Source organism: Cytobacillus solani (assembly GCF_001420595.1).
Taxonomy (GTDB): domain Bacteria; phylum Bacillota; class Bacilli; order Bacillales; family Cytobacillaceae; genus Cytobacillus; species Cytobacillus solani.
In genome coordinates, this window is record NZ_LJIX01000006.1 from 4,542,922 (window position 1) to 4,566,330 (window position 23,409).

The 23,409-nt window shown below is 38.9% G+C and carries 18 protein-coding genes; 7 read left to right on the forward strand and 11 right to left on the reverse strand.

All coding sequences use genetic code 11. The annotated features are described in order from the left end of the window. Positions 1-5: 5 nt before the first annotated feature. The 4 genes from AN957_RS24425 to AN957_RS24440 form a co-directional block, all read right to left on the reverse strand. Entirely contained in the window at positions 6-1,733 is a 1,728-nt protein-coding gene (locus AN957_RS24425) for an ABC transporter permease (RefSeq protein WP_053478687.1), read from the reverse strand. 42 nt (positions 1,734-1,775) lie between these two features. Next, on the reverse strand, positions 1,776-2,846 hold the full coding sequence (locus AN957_RS24430; protein ID WP_142108380.1) for an ABC transporter ATP-binding protein: 1,071 nt from the start codon (positions 2,844-2,846) through the stop codon (positions 1,776-1,778). Between the two features lie 66 nt (positions 2,847-2,912). Further along, entirely contained in the window at positions 2,913-4,004 is a 1,092-nt protein-coding gene (locus tag AN957_RS24435) for an extracellular solute-binding protein (RefSeq protein ID WP_053478686.1), read from the reverse strand. Between the two features lie 127 nt (positions 4,005-4,131). Then, on the reverse strand, positions 4,132-5,337 hold the full coding sequence (locus tag AN957_RS24440) for an ROK family transcriptional regulator (protein ID WP_053478685.1): 1,206 nt from the start codon (positions 5,335-5,337) through the stop codon (positions 4,132-4,134). A gap of 327 nt (positions 5,338-5,664) precedes the next feature. Here AN957_RS24440 and AN957_RS24445 point away from each other — a divergent pair, with 327 nt between their 5' ends. Then, complete coding sequence (locus AN957_RS24445) at positions 5,665-8,175, forward strand: NEW3 domain-containing protein (protein WP_056687317.1); 2,511 nt, start codon at positions 5,665-5,667, stop codon at positions 8,173-8,175. A gap of 128 nt (positions 8,176-8,303) precedes the next feature. Here AN957_RS24445 and AN957_RS24450 read toward each other — a convergent pair whose 3' ends face one another. Then, on the reverse strand, positions 8,304-9,653 hold the full coding sequence (locus tag AN957_RS24450) for a GGDEF domain-containing protein (RefSeq protein ID WP_082446744.1): 1,350 nt from the start codon (positions 9,651-9,653) through the stop codon (positions 8,304-8,306). Positions 9,654-9,842: 189 nt separating this feature from the next. Here AN957_RS24450 and AN957_RS24455 point away from each other — a divergent pair, with 189 nt between their 5' ends. Both AN957_RS24455 and AN957_RS24460 read left to right on the forward strand, forming a co-directional pair. Beyond that, positions 9,843-11,075 (forward strand): ATP-binding protein, encoded by a 1,233-nt coding sequence (locus AN957_RS24455; protein ID WP_056686624.1) that lies wholly within the window; start codon positions 9,843-9,845, stop codon positions 11,073-11,075. A 347-nt stretch (positions 11,076-11,422) separates the two neighbouring features. Beyond that, the gene (locus AN957_RS24460; RefSeq protein ID WP_053478683.1) at positions 11,423-11,734 is read left to right on the forward strand and encodes a hypothetical protein; all 312 of its coding nucleotides are present in this window, start codon (positions 11,423-11,425) and stop codon (positions 11,732-11,734) included. A gap of 19 nt (positions 11,735-11,753) precedes the next feature. Here AN957_RS24460 and AN957_RS24465 read toward each other — a convergent pair whose 3' ends face one another. The 6 genes from AN957_RS24465 to AN957_RS24490 are packed head-to-tail and all read right to left on the reverse strand — an operon-like array spanning position 11,754 to position 18,397. Continuing rightward, complete coding sequence (locus AN957_RS24465; RefSeq protein WP_053478682.1) at positions 11,754-13,226, reverse strand: xylulokinase; 1,473 nt, start codon at positions 13,224-13,226, stop codon at positions 11,754-11,756. Between the two features lie 17 nt (positions 13,227-13,243). Further along, on the reverse strand, positions 13,244-14,017 hold the full coding sequence (trpA, locus tag AN957_RS24470; RefSeq protein WP_056686627.1) for a tryptophan synthase subunit alpha: 774 nt from the start codon (positions 14,015-14,017) through the stop codon (positions 13,244-13,246). Beyond that, the gene (locus AN957_RS24475; RefSeq protein ID WP_053478680.1) at positions 14,014-14,985 is read right to left on the reverse strand and encodes an ABC transporter permease; all 972 of its coding nucleotides are present in this window, start codon (positions 14,983-14,985) and stop codon (positions 14,014-14,016) included. Before AN957_RS24475 ends, trpA begins: the two co-directional genes overlap by 4 nt. After that, positions 14,982-16,490 carry a sugar ABC transporter ATP-binding protein gene (locus AN957_RS24480; protein ID WP_053478679.1) on the reverse strand — a complete coding sequence of 503 codons (1,509 nt, stop codon included), beginning with the start codon at positions 16,488-16,490 and terminating at the stop codon, positions 14,982-14,984. Before AN957_RS24480 ends, AN957_RS24475 begins: the two co-directional genes overlap by 4 nt. A 24-nt stretch (positions 16,491-16,514) precedes the next feature. Continuing rightward, entirely contained in the window at positions 16,515-17,441 is a 927-nt protein-coding gene (locus tag AN957_RS24485) for a sugar ABC transporter substrate-binding protein (RefSeq protein WP_053478678.1), read from the reverse strand. 11 nt (positions 17,442-17,452) lie between these two features. Next, positions 17,453-18,397 carry a sugar-binding transcriptional regulator gene (locus tag AN957_RS24490; RefSeq protein WP_056686630.1) on the reverse strand — a complete coding sequence of 315 codons (945 nt, stop codon included), beginning with the start codon at positions 18,395-18,397 and terminating at the stop codon, positions 17,453-17,455. Between the two features lie 247 nt (positions 18,398-18,644). Between AN957_RS24490 and AN957_RS24495 the strand changes: the two genes are divergently transcribed. From AN957_RS24495 to AN957_RS24510, 4 genes are all read left to right on the forward strand, one after another. Continuing rightward, positions 18,645-19,889 carry an Nramp family divalent metal transporter gene (locus AN957_RS24495; protein ID WP_056686633.1) on the forward strand — a complete coding sequence of 415 codons (1,245 nt, stop codon included), beginning with the start codon at positions 18,645-18,647 and terminating at the stop codon, positions 19,887-19,889. 20 nt (positions 19,890-19,909) lie between these two features. Beyond that, entirely contained in the window at positions 19,910-20,926 is a 1,017-nt protein-coding gene (locus AN957_RS24500; RefSeq protein ID WP_056686636.1) for an NAD-dependent epimerase/dehydratase family protein, read from the forward strand. Further along, complete coding sequence (locus tag AN957_RS24505; protein WP_056686639.1) at positions 20,926-21,984, forward strand: dihydrodipicolinate synthase family protein; 1,059 nt, start codon at positions 20,926-20,928, stop codon at positions 21,982-21,984. The genes AN957_RS24500 and AN957_RS24505 overlap by 1 nt, the downstream gene beginning before the upstream one ends. 112 nt (positions 21,985-22,096) lie before the next feature. After that, complete coding sequence (locus AN957_RS24510) at positions 22,097-23,407, forward strand: GGDEF domain-containing protein (RefSeq protein WP_053478673.1); 1,311 nt, start codon at positions 22,097-22,099, stop codon at positions 23,405-23,407. Positions 23,408-23,409 lie beyond the last annotated feature (2 nt).

A 23,409-nucleotide genomic window follows, 5' to 3' on the forward strand; every position in this document is an offset into this window, starting at 1 on the left:
TCCTCCTAAATAACAGCTCCTGCCTTCCCATTTGTTAATTTCTGAGAAATAAACAAGACAAAAATGATTAACAAAATTTGCAGCACGCCGTATGCACAGGCAGTTCCAAATTGGAATGCATACATCTTTTGAAAAATAGCAACAGAAAGCGGCATGGTCGAGGTGCTATATATAAGAATAGAAGCAACAAATTCACCCAGTCCTTGAACCATTGCCAACAAGGTTCCTGCTAATATCCCAGAAAAAGCCATTGGCACAACCACTCTTCTAAACGTATACCACCAGTTGGCACCTAAGCTTCGAGCAGCTTCCTCCACCGACTGATCCATCTGCATAAGCGCTGCCGAGGTCGACCGGAAAATAAGCGGCAAATGCCGAACAAAATAAGCGAGCGGCAAAATCCAGAATGTACCGATTAATACTTGATTAAAGCTAAATACAGATGGCTCACTGAAAGCAGCAATTAAATTAACTGCGACAACTGTTCCAGGAAGAGCCCATGGAATCATAATTAAAATATCGAGGAGAGCCTTTCCTTTAAACCTTGTTCGGATCATGGCATAGGCTGCAGCAACCCCGAAAAGAATATTTCCAATGGTTGCAACAAAACTCATTTGTAAGCTGTTCCAGATTGGGCGCCACGTTCGTTCATCGGTAAACAACGCAATGTAATGATCGAGTGTGTAGGCTGGCGGAATAATTTGAATCGTCCATTCTCCATCCACCGAGAAAGAGATAAGTACGAGTACAAGAATCGGCAGCATGAGAATAATGACCCCGATAAAGGATAGAAACATAGAAAGGTATTTCATAAAAGGTGTACGCAGCTCTGTCCGATGGACACTAATCCCTTTACTTTGATTCTGAAAGTTACGTCTTCCTTGGTACCATCTCATCATAATTAAGAAGGAGATGGAAACAATCGAGAGAATAGTCGATTGAGTAGCAGCCATATCTAAATTTCCATTCGTTCGAGATAAATAGATTTGCATCGTCATCGTTCTCTCTACCCCAAACATTAATGGAGCTGTATAAGAAGCCATCGCAATCATAAACACGAGTAATGAGGAAGCAACCATCGCTGGTGTTAACATCGGAAGAATGACTTTTACCCAAATACGTATTCTTCCAGACCCTAAGCTTGTAGCTGCTTCTTCTAAAGAAGGATCAAGCCCTTTAATGGCTGCCGACGCAGTCAGGTAAAAATATGTATACATTGTAAAGGTATGAACAACAATGACCCCTGTAATGCCTTTTAATGAGAAGGGAACGGACTCAAGATTAAATAATGCTTGAAGAGATCTTGGAATGATCCCGCTTTCTCCATATAAGAAAGTAAATGATAATACTCCCACCAAAGGCGGCAAGGCCATAGGAACAAGCACGAGAATGGACAGAATTTTCCTCCCCGGAAACTCATACCTTTCTATTAGGAAGGCCATTGTCACACCGACAATCGCACAAGTAATCACACTAATGACTGAAATATAGATACTAGTCCAAAGCGCCTCAAGGTTGGCTGTACTTTCCAGACTAAAGAAACGTTTATAGTTTCCGATTCCAGCTCCTTCGGTACCTACCACACTTTGAATAAACGTTTGATAAAAAGGATAGATTACGTAGGCTAAGAGCACTAAGAAAAGAGGGGAGATTAAGATATAGATGAAATATTTAGATTGTGTAAGTCTTGACCACCGGCTCTCCTGCTGTGAAGCTGTTTGATTCGTATTCATGTTTTCACCTTCTATTCGCTTGAATAAGTTCCATAAAGAAAACTACTCATTTATAAAGTAAACACCCTTTTCTGGTACATAAAGGGAAATGGAATCTCCTCGTTTAAGAATCTGATTTCCTTTATTAATAATCATGACCTTTAAAATGGATGAACCCACCTTAACAAGATAATTAATACTAACCCCAGTAAATTCAACTAATTGAATCGTTCCGTGTAATTGATTTGGGCCTTGACCTTCAAATATGGCCTCTGGACGAATGGAAAGTTTCACTTTCTTTCCTACTTCTAGTTTTGGCTGATCAGCCTCTGTGTCTAAGACTCCTTCTACGTGCAGATCACTATCTACTTTCACCTTCACCGCTGTTCCGCGTATCTCTGTCACTTCACCTTCGAGCATGTTCGATTCTCCAATAAACGATGCAACAAAATGATTCGCAGGCTTATTATAAATTTCTTGCGGACTGCCGATCTGTTGAACGACGCCTTCTTTCATGACCATTATCCGATCAGACATTGTCATCGCTTCCGTTTGATCATGAGTAACATAAATCGTAGTTACGCCCAATTCCACTTGAAGCCGTTTAATTTCCAATCTTGTTTCTTCACGTAATTTTGCATCCAAATTTGATAAAGGTTCATCCAATAATAAAATATCCGGTTCGATCACTAGAGCACGTGCTAAAGCCACACGCTGCTGCTGGCCGCCTGAGAGTTCATTAATCTTTCTATTTCCATATTTATCTAGATGGACGAGTTTTTGTGCTCTTTCCACTTTTTCTTTGATGACTGATTTCGATAATTTACGAACCTCAAGTCCAAAAGCAATATTTTCAAAAACCGTCATATGCGGGAACAGGGCATAGTTTTGAAATACCATCCCAATATTTCTTTTATTCGGCTGAAGGGTCGTTACATCCCGGTTATCAAAAAAGATCTTTCCCTTCGTTGGGTAGTAAAAGCCTGCGATCATTCGGAGTGTCGTTGTTTTCCCACATCCTGAAGGCCCTAAAAAGGTGAAAAACTCACCCGGCTTTACATCAATTGCCACATGTTCTACCCCTTTAGCTGTTCCAAACATTTTGCTCACATTATCAAGTCGTACACTTTTCACCAAAACCACCTCGCTATGTAGATAAAAGGGGGTGAAAAGATTCTTCACCCCTTTTAAAATAGACTATTAATTTTTGCCTTTAATATTTTCATCCCAATGCTGCATCCACTCAGCTTCTTTTTCTGCCATGACTCCCCAGTCTAGATCTAATGATTTCAGCTCAATATCCTTAAACCAATCAGGCATTTGATCCTTATCAATGTCCGTACGGGTAGGAATTTGATACAAGTCCTCCGCTAACGTTGCACGGGTTTCAGGGTCAAAAAGGAACTCGTAGAATACTTTTGCATTTTCAAGATTCTTTGCACCTTTAACAAGACCAACTGCATCTACAAGAATAGGTGCTCCACTCTCTGGGTAAACAAAATCAAATGGCTGGTTATGCTCGTTTTTTTGTAAAAGAATATCCTGTAAATTCCATAAGGAGATGGAACCTTCCTGACGAGCTAGCTTTAAGTACAGATTAGTAGGATCTTGGGCATATTCTTTTGTATTCGCATCAAGCTTGCTTAGCCACTCGTAGCCTGCCTCTGGATTATCCGCTCCTTGCTCGTGAATCATTGCTGAATATATCGTTCTCATCGTTCCCGAAGCAAGTACGCCACGGATGATAATCTGATCCTTCCACTTTGGATCAAGCAGGTCATCCCAATCTTGGGGAGCTTCTTCTTTTGAAAGCATATCTGAGTTGATCATAATCACTTCCGGTAAAAGCATCTCACCATACCAGCGTCCGTCTTTGTCTTTATGCTCTGGCAGAATGCTCGCATCAAAGCTCGGCTTAAATGGTTCTAATAAATCTTCAGCAGCACCTGTCATAAAGGCAGATTGTGTACCGCCCCACCAAAAATCGGCTTGAGGGTTCGACTTTTCTCCACGAATACGTTCAAGAACTTGCTGCGCACCCATTGTAAGGACATCTACTTGAATATCAGGGTACTTTTCATTAAACATCCCTACAACTTGGTCGACGATCGTTTGATCACGAGCCGTGTAGATGACTAACTTTCCGCTGTTTTCTGCCGCCTTTTCCCCGCCTGAATTGTTTTCTTTTTCTCCACTGCTTTCATTGCCCCCACCTGTAGAATTACTGCATGCGGACATTATTAGCATGAGTGCGACAATTAAAAAAACAAATAAACGATTCTTCCTAAACATGATGAACCCCCTTAAAATAGATTAATTTATCCTTAAAGCAGGCTTAGAAATTATTCTCTGTTCTAGATGTTGAAGCCATATAAACCCGCTTTAGAACCAAGTAATTAAATGCCTATTTGCGTTTCCCCTAGTTTAAAACGCTTTCAAATTCTCGCAAGAATAATGAAACCGCTCCTAGCACTTCAGCATTCTCCCCTAACTGTGAGGTGTTTAATTCTACTGAACTAGGAAGATATTGATACACAATTTCTCGCAATCTAGGTAAAATATAATCCGATGATTTAAAGACACCGCCACCCAATATAATGACCTCTGGATTTAGCAAGCTGGCAGCATTGATGATTCCATAGGCTAAATGTTCAATCGCGTCATCCACAACCAGCCGTGCCGCTTCATCGCCTTCTTTTGCTAATGTAAAGGCTATTTCACCTGTCAATTCTGATTTACTAGCTTCCTCAAACATTGGATGGTCTTGCTTTTGCCGGATAAGCTTAGTCAATCTTTCACCGATCGCTTTCCCCCCAGCAACGCTTTCCAAGTATCCATATCGATGGAATATAGGTTTAAATTCATTTCTCATATCATTTTTATCAGTAACCATATACCCCATTTCCCCTGCTGCACATGAAGAGCCGCGGTATAGCTGATTGTGAATAATTATTCCGCTGCCGATACCTGTTCCAACAGCGATAAAAAGAATATTATCTTTTGATCTCCCATTCCCTAGCCATTGCTCTCCTAGAGCTGCTACATTCACATCGTTATCGACAAATATCGGGAACGAGAAATAACGCTTAGCTTCGGTAATAAATGGATAACGGACCCAGTTAATACTCGGTGCTTCAACTACGACACCATTGGTTGGTTCAGTGATGCCAGGGATTCCTACCCCCATCCCGAGCATTTTACTTGAATCAAGCTGATACGTCTGAATCATACAGTTTATTTCTTTATGAATTTGTTTCAGCAAACCCGTTTGTAAATAGTGATTTGTTTTGAAGCTGCTTGAACATATAATATTACCGATCAGATCACATATGACAGTTTTGACTTTCGTCCCGCCAATATCCGTCCCAATCACATATCCAGCCTTTTCATTAAAACAAAGCTGAATCGGTCTTCTCCCACCTTGCGAAGAAGCCATCCCTATTCCCTTTTCCAATACCCAGTTTTCCTGAACCAGTTCATCTACTAGCAGAGAAACGGTCGGTTTGCTTATTTGAAGCTTGGATGCAATCTCCGCACGAGAAATAGGCTGATTTTCTTTAATACATTGAAGCACTACTTTTTTATTCGTTGTTTTCAACGGAGTGGAATTTCTTTTACTACTCATGACATCACGGCCTTAATCGTTATGGTTAGTAAGTTTTATTAATTAACTAAAATATACAATAGTGGATAATCATTTACAACAAATTTTTGTAATTTTTTTAATAAATATATTTTAAAATAGTTGTTCTACACCAAATATATAGGTAGATGTTACTAATTTAATTTTCTGAATATATAGATATTTACAAACACACTTAGATACAGGTACTATTAATGGAGATTATCCGTGCAGTTAGTTAATTGAATTAACTAACCTACGAGATAATATAGAGAAAGGAGGATATTTTCCCGCTTTGTTTTTTATCTAAATATGAAAGGGGTTTCAAAATTGAAAAAGTATTTTAGCTGGTTACTTTCTTTTCTGTTAATTGTTTCTTTATGGCCCATTGCGAGTCACGCAACTGAAACACAGGAACCTGATGTAGAACTTTGGAATGCTGTTAAGCCTCTTGGAACTACTGTCACTTTTGTCAACACTGGGGCACATCCGGATGACGAGAGAAGCGACTTTCTCGCTTATTTATCAAGAGGACTTGGCATCAAAACCTCAAGTCTAATTGCTAACCGCGGGGAGGGCGGGCAAAACGAAATCGGAAGTGAACTAGACAATGGACTCGGGATTATTCGATCCAGAGAAATGATTGAGGCAGCAAAGATCACTGGTGTAAAGGCCTACCATCTTAGCGAGACAACTTCTGACCCTATTTATGATTTTGGATTTTCGAAAACCCCTGATGAAACATTAGAAAACTGGGGACAGAATCTCACCTATGAACGATTGATTCGCTTCATTCGAACGTATCAGCCTGATATCGTCATGCCATCTTTCAGAAATGTTGATACACAGCACGGGCACCATCGCGCAATGGAAATATTAAGCGAAAAGGCATTTAAAGATGCGGCAAATCCAGCTATTTTTCCAGAACAGCTTAAAGAGGGATTATCCGTCTGGCAGGTTAAAAAGTTATACTTGCCTGCTGAATCAAAGGATACTGCGACAACCTCTATTGAAATTGGAAAGTATGATCCAATTTATAAAATGACTTATCCTCAATTGGGAGAGGAATCCCGCTATATGCATAAAAGCCAGGGCATGGGCAGTGACATCCCTGCTGAGCCAAGACAAGTTCATCTGGAATTATTAAAGAGTGCTGTTGATACAAATGGCAGCAGCAATCTGTTTGCAGGGATCCCTTACAACTTTAAAGAGTGGGCTCAAAAACTCCCAAAACAAGAAAAAGACCTGCAAGTACATTTCACAAAACTTCAAGAATCACTAGACTCCATCATCTCTGCGTATCCTAGCAATGATCAAGTATTTGAAAAAACCCAAAAAGCACTTAAGGACGTTCGACAAATCCAAAAGAAAACAGAAAAAGCAAAGCTTGACCCACAAGTAAAGTCTGACTTGCTTCATAAGCTTTCGTTAAAAGAAGAGCAATTACAAACGGCAAGCGTGAAAGCCTCAGAATTATCTGTTGAAACCAGCCCAGAAACAAACATTCTTACAAAAGGGCAAAAAACAACTGTCAAGGTGAGCATTCAAAATAACGGGAATAAGAAAGTAAAAAAGGTAGCAGCTGAATTAGTTGTACCGAAAAATTGGAAGGTTTCCAAATCCAATTCCCCTAAAGACTTAGACCCTGGTAAAAAAGTTGAACTAAATTATGAAGTACAGGTGCCTAAAGATGCGGAATACTATCATGCTTACCTTGATTCAGTCATCCGCACGAAAGTTCAGTATGAATTTAATGGTACGAAAACTAGTCAAATCAACGAACTGAAAGAAACCATTGCCGTCTTGCCTGATGTCGGCATCACGTTATCTCCTGAAGACATTGTCGTAAATTCAGCGGATGTTCAGGAAGAAATTCCAGTAACAGTTAAAGTCAAAAACTACTTAGATGGAAAAAACACTTCCTTTGTTTCATTAATCGTACCAGAAGGATGGAAGGTTTCTCCTAGCAAAAAAGAGGTTGCCTTTACTGCTCAATTAGAGGAAAAAGAGGTTGCATTCAAGCTGACACCTCCTTCCGATATTCAAGATGGCAGCTTCGCCATTCGTGCTGAAGCAGCTGCAAACGGTCAAACATTTGATTCAACCGTTCAGGAAATCAGCTATGATCACATCGGAACGTTTTATTATATGTATCCTGCACAAGTAAATGGTGTCGCGTTTGAACTGTTAAAGAATGATCAATTGAAAATTGGTTATATAGATAGTGGTTTCGATAAAGTAGCAGACTATCTAACTAATACAGGATTCAACATTACAAAGCTTACTGAAGAGGATTTGGCAACAGGCGATCTTAGTCAATACGATACGATCGTGACTGGAATTCGTGCATACCTCTCAAGAGAAGACCTAGTCAAAAACAACGATCGTCTCCATAAATATGTCGAAAATGGCGGTCACTTAGTCGTTCAATACCATAAACCAAATGATGGATGGGATGCTCAAAAGACCGCCCCTTATCCATTAACCATCGGAAACCCATCCATTAAGTGGAGAGTGACAGACGAAAATGCAAAAGTCACTGTCCTAAATCCAGAATCCTCTTTATTCAACTATCCGAATAAAATTACTGATAGTGATTGGGAAAACTGGGTTCAAGAAAGAGGATTATATTACCCAATGAAATGGGACAGCAGCTACGAAACATTCGTCAGCATGGGCGATCCAAATGAAGATCCTTTCGATGGCGGCATCCTGATGGCCAAACACGGGAAAGGGACCTATCTTTATACGAACCTCGTATTCTATCGGCAAATTCAAGGCCAAGTACCTGGTGGCTATCGCATATTCACAAACCTAATTAGCTATGGAGCCAATCAGTGATTTAGGGGTTCCAGCCTTTATAGCAGAATGACCTGCTAGTAACCGAAAAAATATGTAAAAGCAGAAGTCAATAAATAAAAAGGAAAGTTCTATAAAGAGAATTCTTTAAGAACTTTCCTTTTTTAATTTTACTCATGACCCTTAACCAAATACATCTCTGCATCGGCCTGCTGCAGCATCTTATCCAGATGAGCCTGATTAGCTTCCATAATCATTGACCTGCCAACACTTGCTGAGACACGAATCGATACGCCATCTACTTCAAACGGACGATTCATTGCCGCATGAATTCGGGTGATGGCTGCATTTGCCATGGCATCATCCACATTAGATAATAAGATGACAAACTCATCTCCACCCAGCCTGCATAATAAATCCATTTCAGCAATCTCCCCTTGTATTCGCGCTGAAACCTTTTGAAGCAAACGATCACCAGCATCATGACCATACGTATCGTTTACCTGCTTAAAGGAGTTCATATCAATAAAAAGAATCGCTAATGTTCTCCCCATCTTCTGTAGGCTTTCAAAACTTTTCTTAAGCTTATACCTATTTGCTGCACCTGTTAATGAATCATAATAAGTTAGCTTTTTTATCTGTTCTTCCATCTGTTTTTGTTTCGTAATATCGATTAAGATCCCTTCTATCTTTGCCTCTCGTTCTGTTTCATTCATGAAAGACACACCTCTGCATTGCAGCCATGTGACGTCCCCTTTGCTGTTTACAATTCGATATTCAACTGTACGAGCTTTCCCTTTCTCAATCTCAGAAAATGCATGCTTAAGAATGCTGCTATCCTCTGAATGTATGTAATTTTCAATCATCAGCTTGCCGCTAATCTCTAGTGTATCTGATAGTTCCGGCAGGTTAGGCAGGTGATTGGATAGAGATAATCGATCAGTGGATCGATCATATGACCATGCAATAATGTTCGTTTGCTGCAGCACATGGTTCAACTTACTACTAGATTCTTCCGTCCGCTTCCATAGAAGAAGGGTCGCCTTAATAAACAATAATAAGAATCCCATCAGAAATAATCCGAAAATCAGGAAGAAAACAAAATCTCCGCTAGCCACATTCGGAAAAATCTCATTTCGAAAAGAAAAGAATGCATAAAACGTAAGAAGCAAGGAACCTATCCCTGCAAGCAGTACTGCTCGATAATTTTGGTAAACTGCACTTAAAGGAAGACCTAGCCACATGAATAAATAGTTAATTAAATAAGGTGAATCCGTCAGCAGAAAAAAGAAATAAAGATAAGTAAATATGACGAATGTATACATAGTTAAAACGGGGTTGATCTTTTTAATAATAAACAGCAGCAGTATAGACGCAGCAATAAAAAACAGGATAACTGGCGGAAACACACTAGCAATCCCCTCAATCGAGATATTTATAGAAACTTGTACAAAATAAAATACAACAATCAAACTAAAAAGAATTACGTTTCGGTGATGGATTACTTCTTTATATATCATACGAATGTCAATCCTATTCAATAAAGTGATTCATTTTCTATATGTAATTATTCCTATTCTAACATTTTACAAAATGCTTCGATACTATTTTAGATAGAAGATCGGATCCTTCATGGAAGGAATGGTATCAAGCTTTCTATTCATTTATGTTAGAATAAATAGCATATCGTTTTAGGAGGACGTTCAAATTTGATTGAAACTTTATTAATAAATTTTCTTTTCTTACTTATTCCCGTTCTAGCCTATCTTATTTTTTTTGAAAATAAGAACTTTTATTATAGTAAATATATACTCATTATTCTTGCATCCATTTCAATGCTTCTTTGTATGACCTTTCCAATTTATTTAGATAGTGGATTTATTTTTGATTTACGATTGGTGCCTTTCATCCTTGCTGTCCTTTATGGTGGATACAAAAATGCTTTCTTCATTTATATCGTTCTCAATGCCTATCGTTTCTATATCGGTGGCGATGGCATCTTTCAATCCTTGCTTTTTTCAACCCTAGTTTTTGTGCTTGTATCCTTATGCAGCCGAAAGTTTATCAGGCTATTACCTCGGTATCGAATTTATTTTGCAACAATCGTTTCTTTTATTACGATCAGTTTCTACTTGACGACTTTAAGTTTTCAGACATCATTAAACGAAGAGTTTTGGATTTTATCCATTCATGCACTAATGGCCCAAGTAATCATGACTGTTATTCTAATGTGCCTGCTAGAAAAAATCATTGCGAACCTGAAAGCACGCGAAGCCTTTTTACAGTCAGAAAGATACCATCTGATCAGCGAATTATCAGCAAGTGTTGCCCATGAAATCAGAAATCCACTTACGGTAACGAGCGGTTTTCTGCAGCTGTTAAGCAAATCGGAATCAATCTCATCAAAGGAGAAATCATATGTAGAATTTTCTTTACAAGAATTAAATCGAGCCGAACAAATTGTGAGTGATTTTCTAGCCTTCTCCAAACCCCAATCTGAAAACATGGTGCTTTCTGATTTAAAAGAAGAAACAGCGTATGTCAAAAACATACTGATTCCTTACGCTCGCATGCATAATGTCGATATACAACTTACTTTCCATAATTCATTGTCAAAGAAATTTGATAAAAGCCAAATGCAGCAGTGCCTAATCAATTTGTATAAAAACGGCATTGAAGCAATGAAAGAGAAAGGCGGCATTCTTTCTATTGAAGTTTCAGAGCACAAAAGGAACATCCTTATTACCATTAAAGATACAGGAAACGGCATGACCGCTGAGGAAATATCCAATATTGGCAAGCCCTACTACTCTACTAAAGTTGAAGGGACAGGCCTTGGCATGCTTATGGTTCACAGCATCATCCATAAACTGAAAGCCCAAATTAAAGTCGAAAGCGAAAAAGGAAAAGGCACTACTTTTACGATTACAATTCCTGTTTGAACGGATGCGCGGGGGGATAATTTGGCTTAAAAAAGAATACGAAAACATAAAAAAATAACCTGCTTACTCCTTCACAAGAAAGCAGGTTATTTTTATTTATACATTATTTTCATACTGAAAAGGGAAATTTCCTATAACAATAGAATACTAGTGATAACTTATAAAATTCAGATAGATAAGTGAGGGAACTTCCATGGATCACGTTCTTATTTTAGGGGGCACACAATTTTTTGGCAAAAGGTTAGTTTATAGCAGCAATCCGGTTTCCTATTGTTATCGGACCAGATGACTATACAGAGAGATTAAAATTCCATGTAGATAAGGTGAAAAAGAATGAACCTATAGGAATGGCGAATCCCAAAGCGAGATACAGCTTCATTCACTCTGGAGAAGCTGCTAAGTTTTTATATGAAATGGGGGCATCTTCTTTCACAGGCCCAATTAATCCAGGCTGTGAGGAGGATATTTCATTACTTGAATTAGTAGGTAAAATAGAGAAACAAACAAGTAATAAAGCAATCATTACTAACATAATAACGAAAGAAAATGCATCTCCGTATTCCCTGCCTGGATCTTGGTCGATTAATACGAATAAAGGAAAGCAGTTAGGATTTATATTTTCTAGTTTGGATTCAGTTTTAGGGGAGCTAATAGAATAGAGGGACAAAGCTTTGTCCCTCACTGATAGATCTTTTTCATTGACTCGTACAATTTCAAATATATTTTATATTGATCCTTGTATATTTCATTATTTCTTTTATTAGGCACATATAACTTTGACTGGGAAGAAATAATATATTGATCAACAAATTCTTTATAATCCTCAACCCACCCTAAGGATTGAAATGCGGTTGCCGCAATGCCAATGGATGGTAAATATTCACTGTTTGCCGGTACTCTTACCGTTTTATTCGTTAGGTCAGCTAAGAGCTGGCACCATGAATGACTTCTTGCACCGCCGCCAATGAGGGTAATGCTGCCAACATTCTTTTGCATCAACATTTGCATAATTTGAAATAAAGAGAAACAGATGCCTTCTAAAACAGCTCTGGCAAAATCAGATTTCTTTGTCTTAGGGCCAATGCCCCAAAATGCCCCCTTTGCTTCACTATCTTGTACAGGGCATCTCTCTCCATGAACATACGGTAAAAATAATAAATGATTTGAGCCTGGAGGTGATTTCTGAACTTCATCTTCAAAATCAGCATAATTTCCTGATTGAATAAACGCCTCCACCGCCCAACGGTGCACATTTCCTACATTTAATAAAGGGGCGATGGATATATTCAACTCTTGGATGATATGTGCGAGAGTAAATATTCCATGGTCCTTAGGCGAATGATCCTTCGAAGGAACAGCAATCCAGCCTGTTGTGCCTAAATACATATAACAATCTCCCTCAGAAATGGCTCCTGCACCAAGAGTGCTCGCTCCAGCATCTCCCGCTCCACAGAGTACAGGTGTATGTAGGCAAAACCCCGTTTCATTTGCACCAAATGCTGAAACCTGACCAACCTCTTGTTCTGAAGAAGTAAGCTCAGGCAACATGAATTGCTCAATGCCTAAGCTGCTTAAAAGTTGCGTTTCCCATTTTCTTGATTCAATATTCATAAAACCAGATGTTGCTGCTGTTGTATAATCTGTTACAACTGAACCAGTTAATTTATAGATAATATAATCTTTTGCACTAAATACAACATGTATCCTTTTATCACTATTGCTTATGCTATTCTTTTTCAGCCAAAGTAATTTCGAAATCGGAGATGAAGACGTAATTCTATTTCCGGTCAACTCATATAAACCTGGCAGTTTCTTATTAATTTCTTCAGCCTCTATGTTTGCTCGATTATCTGAATAAAGAATAGCACTTGTTGTATTTTCTCCTTCTTGAATCAAAATAACATCTTCCATTTGACCGCTAAACGTAATAGCCTTAATGGACTGTGAAGAAACACCATGTACAGAAAACCACTCATGAGTAATCGATTGAACACCTTCCCACCATTCCTCAGGGTTCTGTTCTATCTCGTTATTTTCACCTAAGCTTGTATGGATGTTAAATGAGTGTTCTGCGAAAATTTTCCCTTCTTGGCTTAATAAAACACCTTTAATCGCAGTTGTTCCTAAATCAAAAGCTGCAATATAGTGCATAATTACACATCCTTTTTCTACTTTGCACTAGAAAGTCCTTGAATGAAATGAACAAATTGTTCTTTATCCTGCATTTCTACCATTCTCACTATTTCGCTTCCGACGACAACACCCTCGAATCCACAATTCCATACTTGCTCAGCGAGAAGAGCATTCTTCACACCAAATCCAGCCATTAGTGCTGCTTCCGTTTGACTGCGTATTTTATGATAAAATTGAGGCAATTCATTAAGATTCGTTATATTTGTCCCTGTCTTCCCTTGATGAATTTGACAATACACCAAGTCTGCTCCTTTTAAAGCAATTTCCAGCTCGCTATCATCCATGCCGTTGTTAATCACCGGGATAACTGAAACATTAAACTTATTTAACTCTTTACGAAGGCCAATCACTTCATCCAAAGGCAAATCTGGAATAATAAGGCCATCAATGATTTGATAGATTGATAAATCTATATAAAGGCCAGATTTAATTACATCTTCGTAGTATCCCATTACCCATATAGGTACATTAATTTCCAATCGAAGTCTTTTAAAGAAAGGGAGTATTTGATCCTTTTTATGGAAATTAGAATAAGCCCTGGCATGTGATCTTTTAATGACTTCCCCCTCTAAGTATGGATTCTCACTTGGAATCCCCACTTCAACTGCATCAACTCCATTTGCTACCGCCTGTTTTATATAAGCAAGTGCGGAGCCTACATCCGGATCCCCGCCTACAAAGTAGCCTGTCAAAAAGGGGTGTTTATCATTCTTTACTCTATTAAAAAAATTCTCTTGTGATGTAATCATGTGTTTTCACGGCCTAACTTTTGAATTATTAATGCAATAATAATGATCATTCCCGTAATTACGTTTTGCAGAAAAGTAGGGATTTCCAATATGGTTAAACCATTTGCTAGTATACCTAGTACCGCGGCGCCAAATAATGTACCGAATATATTAGGAATTCCACTTCTAACAACTGTCATCCCTAGAAAAACGGCAGCATACGCATTTAAAAAGTAGCCGTCTCCTCCGGTTGGGTGAGCAGATCCCAGACGTGAAGCAAGCAAGGCCCCTGTTAGAGCAGCCAACATGCCACATAAGGCAAAAGCAAATGTTTTATACTTTTTTATCGGGATTCCTGAAACTTTTGAGGCTTTTTCATTGCCGCCAATGGCATAAAAACGGCGCCCAACAGACATTTGTGTCATCAAAAACCAAAACACAAGTACAAGGACAAGCATAATAATGGATAACATCGGAATCCCTGCTATACCCGTTTGTCCAATCCATTTAAAACCTTGGGGAATATTTTCAAATATGGTAGATCCCCCTGTAAACCAAAAGGTAAAACCGCCAATTACGGTCCCCATTGCCAGAGTTGTAACAAATGATAATACATTAAAATGAGTAATGATTGATCCATTAATAAGACCTACTAAAAAACCAACAAGAACAGGTATAAGAATACACAGAATAATAGGCACACCTTCTGTTGCTAATTTGGCAGAAACTACACCGCCTAAACTAGCAATTGCCCCAATGGATAAATCAAATTCATTCACGGACATGACCAAGGTTGCCCCAACTGCAATGACAACGAGCAGCGATATTTGACGGGTGATATTAATAAAATTATCGACAGTTGCAAATGAAGAAGGACTTAAGACGCTAAAAATAATAATGATTAATATCCCCGCAATTATGGTTCCATAGGAGCTAAGAACACTCTTGTTAAAAATCTTATTTGGACTCTTTTCTGTCTGAGCAATCATTCGCTGACAACCTCCTTCTGAAAACGATAGCAAATTTCCAATATATCATCTGGTTTAATATTTTCATTTGGTAAATCAGCCACCGTCTTCCCTTCACTAAATACAATGATTCGATCACTGATTTCTAATACCTCATGTAAATCGGAGGATACATAGATAACACCTTTATTTTCAGACACTTGGTCTCGTAAAAATTGATGTATATCCTTTCTTGTCATAATGTCTACTGCTTGTGTCGGCTCATCACAAATATAGATGGATGGTTCTGACAATAATGCCTTTGCAAAAACAACCTTTTGCTGATTTCCTCCGCTTAACTCTCCAACTGTCTGAAATTTATTTACTGCCTTCACTTGGAATCTTTTCATCTCTCTATCTACCAATTGTTCTTCTTCTTTCTTTTGAACAACCCCGCCCTTTGTGAGCTTACTTAATATGGGCAGAGACATATTTTCAGAGATGGAATTCCCCATAATTAACGCATCTTCATGCCGATTTTCCGGTATTAAGACGACCCCGTTTTCAATGGCATAAGCTGGGCTTGGATTCGTAACAAGCTGCTGGTAAAAAGCAATTGTACCCGCCTCTATCTTGCGCAAGCCATAGATTGCTTCCATTGTTTCTGTTCGTCCTGCACCCGCCAAGCCATACACACCTAAAATTTCTCCCTCGTGTAATTCCAAACTTACTTGTTTGACGATCTGATCTGACGTGCGAAGGTTCTTTACACTTAATAGAGATTTTCCGATTGCAGGTTTTGACCGATTGCTTTTTCCGATTGTGGCTTGACCATCTGTCATATAATGAATCAAGCGCTCCTGTGTTACCTCTTCTTTTGGCAAAGTAATGATTTGTTTTCCACCCATTAACACTGTGACTCGATCGGATAATTGTATGACCTCTTCAAGTCGATGTGAAATATAGATAATGGCTACGCCTTCTTTTCGCAATCGATCTATAAATTGAAACAATAGCTCCGATTCCTTATCTGTTAGGGAAGCTGTTGGTTCGTCTAATATCAGCATCTTTGAATTTGACATCATCGCACGGGCAATTTCTAACATGGTCCTCTCCGATGGCGTCATCTCCGATACCGTTTTTTTTAGGGGAATATTCATTCCCCATTTATTTAATAATGCAGTTGCTTCCTTATGCATCACTGACCAATTAATTCCTAAGCCATTTTTAGGATACTTCGTATTAAGATAAAGATTTTCTAGACCAGTAAAGTAAGAAATAAGTTGGCGATCCTGATGAATGACGTTAATTCCGAGATCATGCGCTTCCTTTGGACTCCCTATTTTCACTGGTTTGGTTTGCCAATGGAGGCTGCCTTCACTTGGAAAATAAACCCCAGTTAAAATTTTTATAAGTGTTGATTTACCAGCTCCATTTTCTCCTACTAAGGCGTGTACTTCACCGGCATTTATAGACAAAGTAATATTATTTAGCGCTTTATTCGTTCCAAACACTTTGGATATTTTATCGATTTGAAGTAACGCCATCCTATTCCCGCCCTTCCTAAGTGTCTATTTTTCTTTTATTAATTCTGCTGGAGCATACATTTCCGTACTATCTACTTCTTGCCCATTAAAGACTTTTTCCATTTGTTCAATAACGATATCTGCCATTCCTTCGAAGTTTTGTCTAACTGTCGCTTTAATTGGCGCTCCTGTCTCGATCATGACAATTGCTTGGCTATTTCCATCAATGCCAGTAACGATAATATCTTCTCTGCCAGCTGCTTCTATCGCTTGAGCCGCACCGATTGCAGGCTCGTCCCATCCAGCCCAAACAGCAGTAATAGATCCTTCTTCCTTGTTAGCAAGAAGCAAATTTTCCATTTGTTGACGTGCATTTTCAATCGGACCCGGCACCTTAATTTCTTGTTCAGTAATCACATGAATATTTGGATATTTCTTCAACATTTCGTCTAGTACTTCTGTACGCTTCAAAACACCAGGATGCGGGCGATGAGTAAAGACGATTAAGTTGCCCTCTTCACCAATTTGCTCAACTAAATACTCGGTAATTAATTTAGACATTTCCGCATTATCACTAGTTGCATTTAACGTCATTCCGTCGATATAGCTCGCATCACTTCCAAAGACATGAATACCTTTTTCCTTAGCCATTTGAATTTGAGATTTCACTTGATTAGGATCTGTACTTACTAACACAATCGCATCAACATTAGAAGAAATGACATCTTCCATACGTGAAGCTAATGCACCAACATCACCATTTGTATCAATCGTGTTTGTTGACCAGCCCTTTTTAGTCGCAAGGCTTTCTAACGTATCAACCATTTGTTTCGTTGTAACCGATGATAGGAATGGTGTTAAGATAGCAACTTTCTTTCCATCTTCACTTGATCCCCCTGATTTTTCTCCACCACATGCACTTAATGTTACTAATAACACAAATGCAGTTATGATAATTAATAGCCTTTTCATACATTAACCCCCTATGATTCTTCTATTATTATTTTTGCAGTTTCCATATCAGTGACTAAAACGTCGAGCCATCCGCCTTTTAGTGCCGCCTCAATTCCCTTAGCTTTGACCTCTCCGCGTGCAACTCCTAAAACAAGTGGTACCTCTTTTAAATCTAATCCGCTAATCCCGATCATTCGCTCCGAGAAAGAAGTGTTGACCTGTTTTCCCTCCGCATCGATGAATGTTGTAGCTATACTTGCCACTACCCCGTCTTTCTCAAGTGCTAAAAGCTCTTCATCAGTCATATTTGTTGATTTTACATGTGTTGCCTCTTTTGAGATTTGTCCGATACCGACTAATGCAACATTTACACGAGAATAGAAGGCTATAAGTTTTGCAATCTCCGGCTCTTGGAGAAGCGTCTTTTTTGCCTCCTCTGAACGGACGACTGCTGGAGCGTGTAATACAGAATAGGAATTCTTTGTATTTTTAGCAAGCAAGGAAGAGTTAATATTCGAATGCCATTCAGTTCCCTCAGAACCCCAGCCGCCTACTAATGGCACAAAATGAATATGGGATTTTTGCGGATCACTTACTTCTCTGGCTAGCGCGGTTATCGATTTACCGGCCATTACTCCAACTACATCTTTTTCCTTGATAGCGTTTTCAAAAAATGCAGCCGCTGCCTTTCCCATTAACATATCTGCAAGAGCATCATCTGCATCAGTCGTATCAACTACGATTACATCCCGCAAATTATATTGCTGCATCAGCTTATTCTCTAATACAGACTCATCGCTAAACGGATTTCGAATCGTGATTTCCACAATCCCTTCCGTTTTTGCAACTGCTAAATACCTGCTAACTTGAGATCGTGAAATTCCGTACCTCGAAGCAATTTGTTGCTGATTCATCCCATCCTGATAATAGAGATGGCAAATTTTCACTAGTAATCTTAACCTTTCCTTATCCATAGAAACCCCCTTCTATCTTCAAATGCACATTTGTGCAATACAGAGAATTTGTTCATGGTGTAATCATAATTTACCTATTTATCTGAAAAAAGTCAATATTTTATAAAAATAAATTTATTTAAATTTAGGACAAAGGACATATCTCTCTTGCTAGCAAATTAAAGACATATTAAAGACATGTCAATTAAAGCTTTCATGTTTTATGATTATATAGAAGATTCAGACAACGAAAAAGGAGGCGAGTTTAATGAAATTGGAGAATGAAGGGGAAACACCTAGCGTTCATGTAAATGGAAGAAAGAAGAGCATTTTAAAATATCTTGGTCCTGCTTTTATTACTTCTGCCTTAGTTTTAGGTCCAGGAAGTGTGACGCTGTCGTCAAAAATTGGGGCAATATATGGCACTGAACTCGTTTGGGCAATTTTTGCAGCGATTATCTTTATGATGTGCTACACAGAAATGAGCACACGGATTGGGCTTGCTGCCAATCGAAGCTTCATAAAGGTAATGCTGAATAAATGGGGGAAAATTGCATCCGTTCTAATAGGTGTAGGTGCCTTTTTAGTGACGGCCTCTTTCCAAGCAGGTAATTCAATTGGTACAGGAATTGCAATGAAAGCCCTGACAGGTATTCATTCAACTATATGGATCGTTATCATGTCCATCCTTGCCATTGCCTTACTATTTACAAAACAGTTTTACGCGATTTTAGAAAAGCTTATGCTTGGCCTTGTTTTAGTTATGCTTGGGGCATTTTTAATTACCTTTATCGCAGTCAAACCATCATTCGCAGATATTTTCAGCGGATTTATACCAACGATGCCTTCAGGAAGTATTGGCTTAGTCATTGCCCTTTTTGCAACGAGTTTCTCAATCGTCGGTGCAGTCTACCAATCTTATTTAGTTCAAGAAAAAGGCTGGACAATTAAAGATGCGAAAAGCAGCACACGCGAGTCGTATTTAGGGATTTTTATTTTAGGATTCATTTCATTCTTAATTATGGTTGTTGCATCAGCTGTATTAAAGCCCCAAGGTCTAGTGGTGAACGATGCTTCAGAAATGGGGGCATCTCTTGAACCCCTGTTTGGTTCTTGGGCAACTGTTGTATTTATGATTGGTCTAATGGGCGCCTCCTACTCATCTCTTATAGGGAATGCGACAATTGGCGGTTCGATGCTAGCAGACGGATTGGGCTTTGGAAGCAAGCTCTCAAATATGAAAGTGAAATTTGCCATTGTTGGAGTAATCTTATTTGGTTCAATTGTTGCCGTTATTTTCGGATCTGCACCTGTAAATCTTATCGTATTCGCACAAGCTGTAACCATTTTTATCGTTCCGTTTATCGCCATTTGTATTTTAGTTGTCGCAAACGATGAGAAAATTATGGGATCCTTGAAAAACAAATTAACTAGTAATCTATTTGGAATGATTGGTTTACTCGTTTTACTTTACCTAGCATTTAATAATTTCAAAAATATCTTTCTTTCTTAAACATTAAGGAGTTGTATTTCATGCAAAATGTACAGCAATTAGAAGAATTAATGACCAAACCGTCCAAAGGTTTAATAGAAGACATAAGGAAAGTGGAAGGAGATATTTTAATTGTCGGGGTGGGAGGAAAAATGGGTCCCACACTTGCAAAGAAAGCCAAGCGAGCAATTGACGAAGCTGGAATCGATAAAAAAGTAGTCGGTGTTTCAAGGTTTTCTTCTGGAAATCTAAAGGAAGAATTAGAGGAAGCGGGCATTGAAACAATTACTGCTGATTTAATGAATGAAGAACAGCTAGCTGCTTTGCCGAAGCTGCCCAATGTTATCTACATGGCCGGAAACAAATTTGGAACGGCTGGAAATGAACATTATACTTGGGCGATGAATACGTATCTACCCGGAAGGATAGCTGAACATTTCAGCGGCTCTCGCATTGTTGCCTTCTCTACAGGAAATGTCTATCCACTCGTTCCTGTGAACAAAGGCGGATGCGATGAATCCCATCCAGTAGGTCCCGTTGGAGAATATGGTCAATCATCCTTGGGCCGTGAAAGAGTATTAACCTATTTTTCTTACAGAGATCAGACGCCACTTACGATTTTTCGTTTAAATTACGCAATTGATATGCGATATGGGGTCCTTCTTGAAATTGCAAAAGCGGTCTATCATTCTACTTCTATCGACTTGTCAATGGGGCACGTCAATGTCATATGGCAAGGAGACGCTAATGAATACGCAATTCGCTCCCTATCGATTGCAAGCTCTCCTCCAACTCTCTTAAATGTAACTGGTCCTGAAACACTGCCTGTACGTTGGATTGCAAAGCAATTTAGTAAAAGATTTGGAAAAGAACCTGTATTTAAAGGCCAGGAGCAAGAAACAGCCCTGCTAAATAATGCCGGAAAGGCGCACCAATTATTCGGCTATCCAAGTGTATCCATTCATGAAATGCTCGATTGGACAGCGAATTGGGTCATGAATAATGGAGAAACAATTAACAAACCTACCCATTTTCAGGAAAGGAAGGGGCAATATTGATGGGACTTTCACCTGAAAAGTGGACATTACTGCATGATGGTGCATTCATCCCTGCACATCCGTTAGCATTAACCGAACAGAAGAAATTAGATGAGGCCTCTCAAAGGAGATTAACCCGTTATTATCTTGAAGCAGGCGTGGATGGAATTGCGGTCGGAGTTCATACAACACAATTTGAAATACGTGATCCTAAGTTCAGCCTTTTCGAAGATGTGCTGAGAATAGCCTCTGAAGAAGTGGAAATGGCAAAGATTAATCGTCCTTTTCTAAAAATTGCGGGGGTCTGCGGACCAACCGAGCAGGCGGTTAAAGAAGCAAAGATAGCTAGGAATTTGGGCTATGACCTGGTTTTATTAAGCAATGGCGGTTTAAATCATTACACAGAGGCCGACTTGCTTAAACGGACGGAATTGATCGCTGAAATCATTCCAGTTTTTGGCTTCTATTTACAGCCTGCAGTTGGAGGAAGAGTATTCAGCTACCATTTTTGGACAGAATTTGCCAATATTAAAAATGTCCTTGCAATTAAAATGGCTCCTTTCAATCGTTATCAAACGCTAGATGTTGTAAGAGCCGTTTGTGAATCAAAGCGAAGAGATGAAATCGCGCTCTATACTGGGAATGATGATAATATTGTCATTGATTTACTGACGACTTATGCATTCAATATAAACAATCAAGAAGTGAAAAAGACAATAGTTGGAGGATTACTTGGTCATTGGTCTGTTTGGACGAGAAGTGCTGTTCAATTATTTAACGCTATAAAAGAAGCAAAAAGAAAAGAAATCATTGATTTAAAATGGCTGACAATTGCCCAAAAAGTGACAGATGCAAATGCAGCATTTTTTGATACAGCCCATCAATTTAAAGGAAGCATTTCAGGGATTAATGAAGTGTTAAGAAGACAAGGTCTGCTTCAAGGAAATTGGTGTTTAGCCGATCATGAAGTACTGAGCGATGGACAAAGTGAAGAGATTAGCCGAGTCACAGCCGCATATCCAGAGCTCAACGATGACTCTTTTATTAAATCCTTTTTATCACAGATTAACGGGCAGTAAGACCCCCACTGATGGAAGTTTCGCTTTATCCCATGAAGCTCATGTATAATGAATAGAAAAGGCACATTCTTTCGGGTGTGCCTTTTTTGATAAGCAAAAAGGAGTGGATGAATTGGACGTACATATTAAAGTTGGAGTGATTGGTCCACTTTGGATAAAGGAATTTTTCCAAAGATGCTTTGATCTCTTTCCATCGATGACACCTATTTTCCGTCTCTCCGATCAGTTAAGTGATGCATCTGTATTTACTAAGGAGCTTCGAGGACAGGTAGATTGTTTACTCTATTCGGGCAGGGCCCCTTATTTAACTGCAAGAATGGAGATTCCAGTACAGCTTCCATCCTTCTATGTTCCTTTGAAAGGTTCGGGGTTATATCGTGCCCTCTATTTACTAAACAAAAAACAATCCTTGTCACATATAAGTTTTGACGGAATTCAAGTTCCATATATCGAGATTACGAAACAATCACTCCAGGAATCATTCACATATACCCATTTTAATGAATTAGTCCACGCAGATAATGTAGATGAGGTAGTTGAACACCATCTATCAGTTTTTGAAAACAATCCAAATAGTGCTGTTATAACGAGTCTAATGCTAATAAGTGAAAAATTAAGCCAGCTTGGGATTACCAATGAATGGCTGAAGCCAACAGAAGAAGATATTATTGTCATTTTAGAACGACTCCTGCTGTCAACAACTCAGCGAAAGGAAAAGGAAACACAGATTGTCTTTGGCAGAATTTATGTGGACCAATCCACTTTAATGAAGGATTTTGCTACAGAAAAACAATTACAAAAACGGATTCATGATATTTATAAAACTTTATTAAATTTTGCAGAGCAATTTGATGCCTATTTAACAGCCCTAAATGACGCTGAATATATATTTGTTACGAATCGTGGAACATTTGAACGAATTACCGAAGGCTACAAATCCTTGCCATTATTAAATGAAATGAAAAAGTCGCTGAATATGAATCTATCCATCGGAATAGGGTTCGGGTCAACAGCGATTGAATCCGGCAAAAATGCTCGATTTGCTCTTTATCAGGCACAGGATTATGGCGGGCAATGCGGGTTCATTGTTCGCGAAGACCGGAAAGTCTTTGGACCGATTGATCTTATTTCCCCTATTACTTACCCGCTTTCTGTAACAGATGCGAAGCTTCTTGATTTAGCTGAGAAATCAGGAATCAATGCGGTCCATTTAGAAAAGGCATTAGCGATGATTAAACGAAATCGGCTCAATGAGTTTACGGCTCAGGATGTTGCCAATATGCTAGGAATTACAATTAGAAGTGCCCATCGCATTCTACAGGCTTGGTTAGACATTCATATTGTTGAAGTAGCAGGTACAGAAAAGCTCACAACAAGGGGGCGCCCACGTCAAGTTTTTTCGATAATTACTAATGAGGAGTAGTG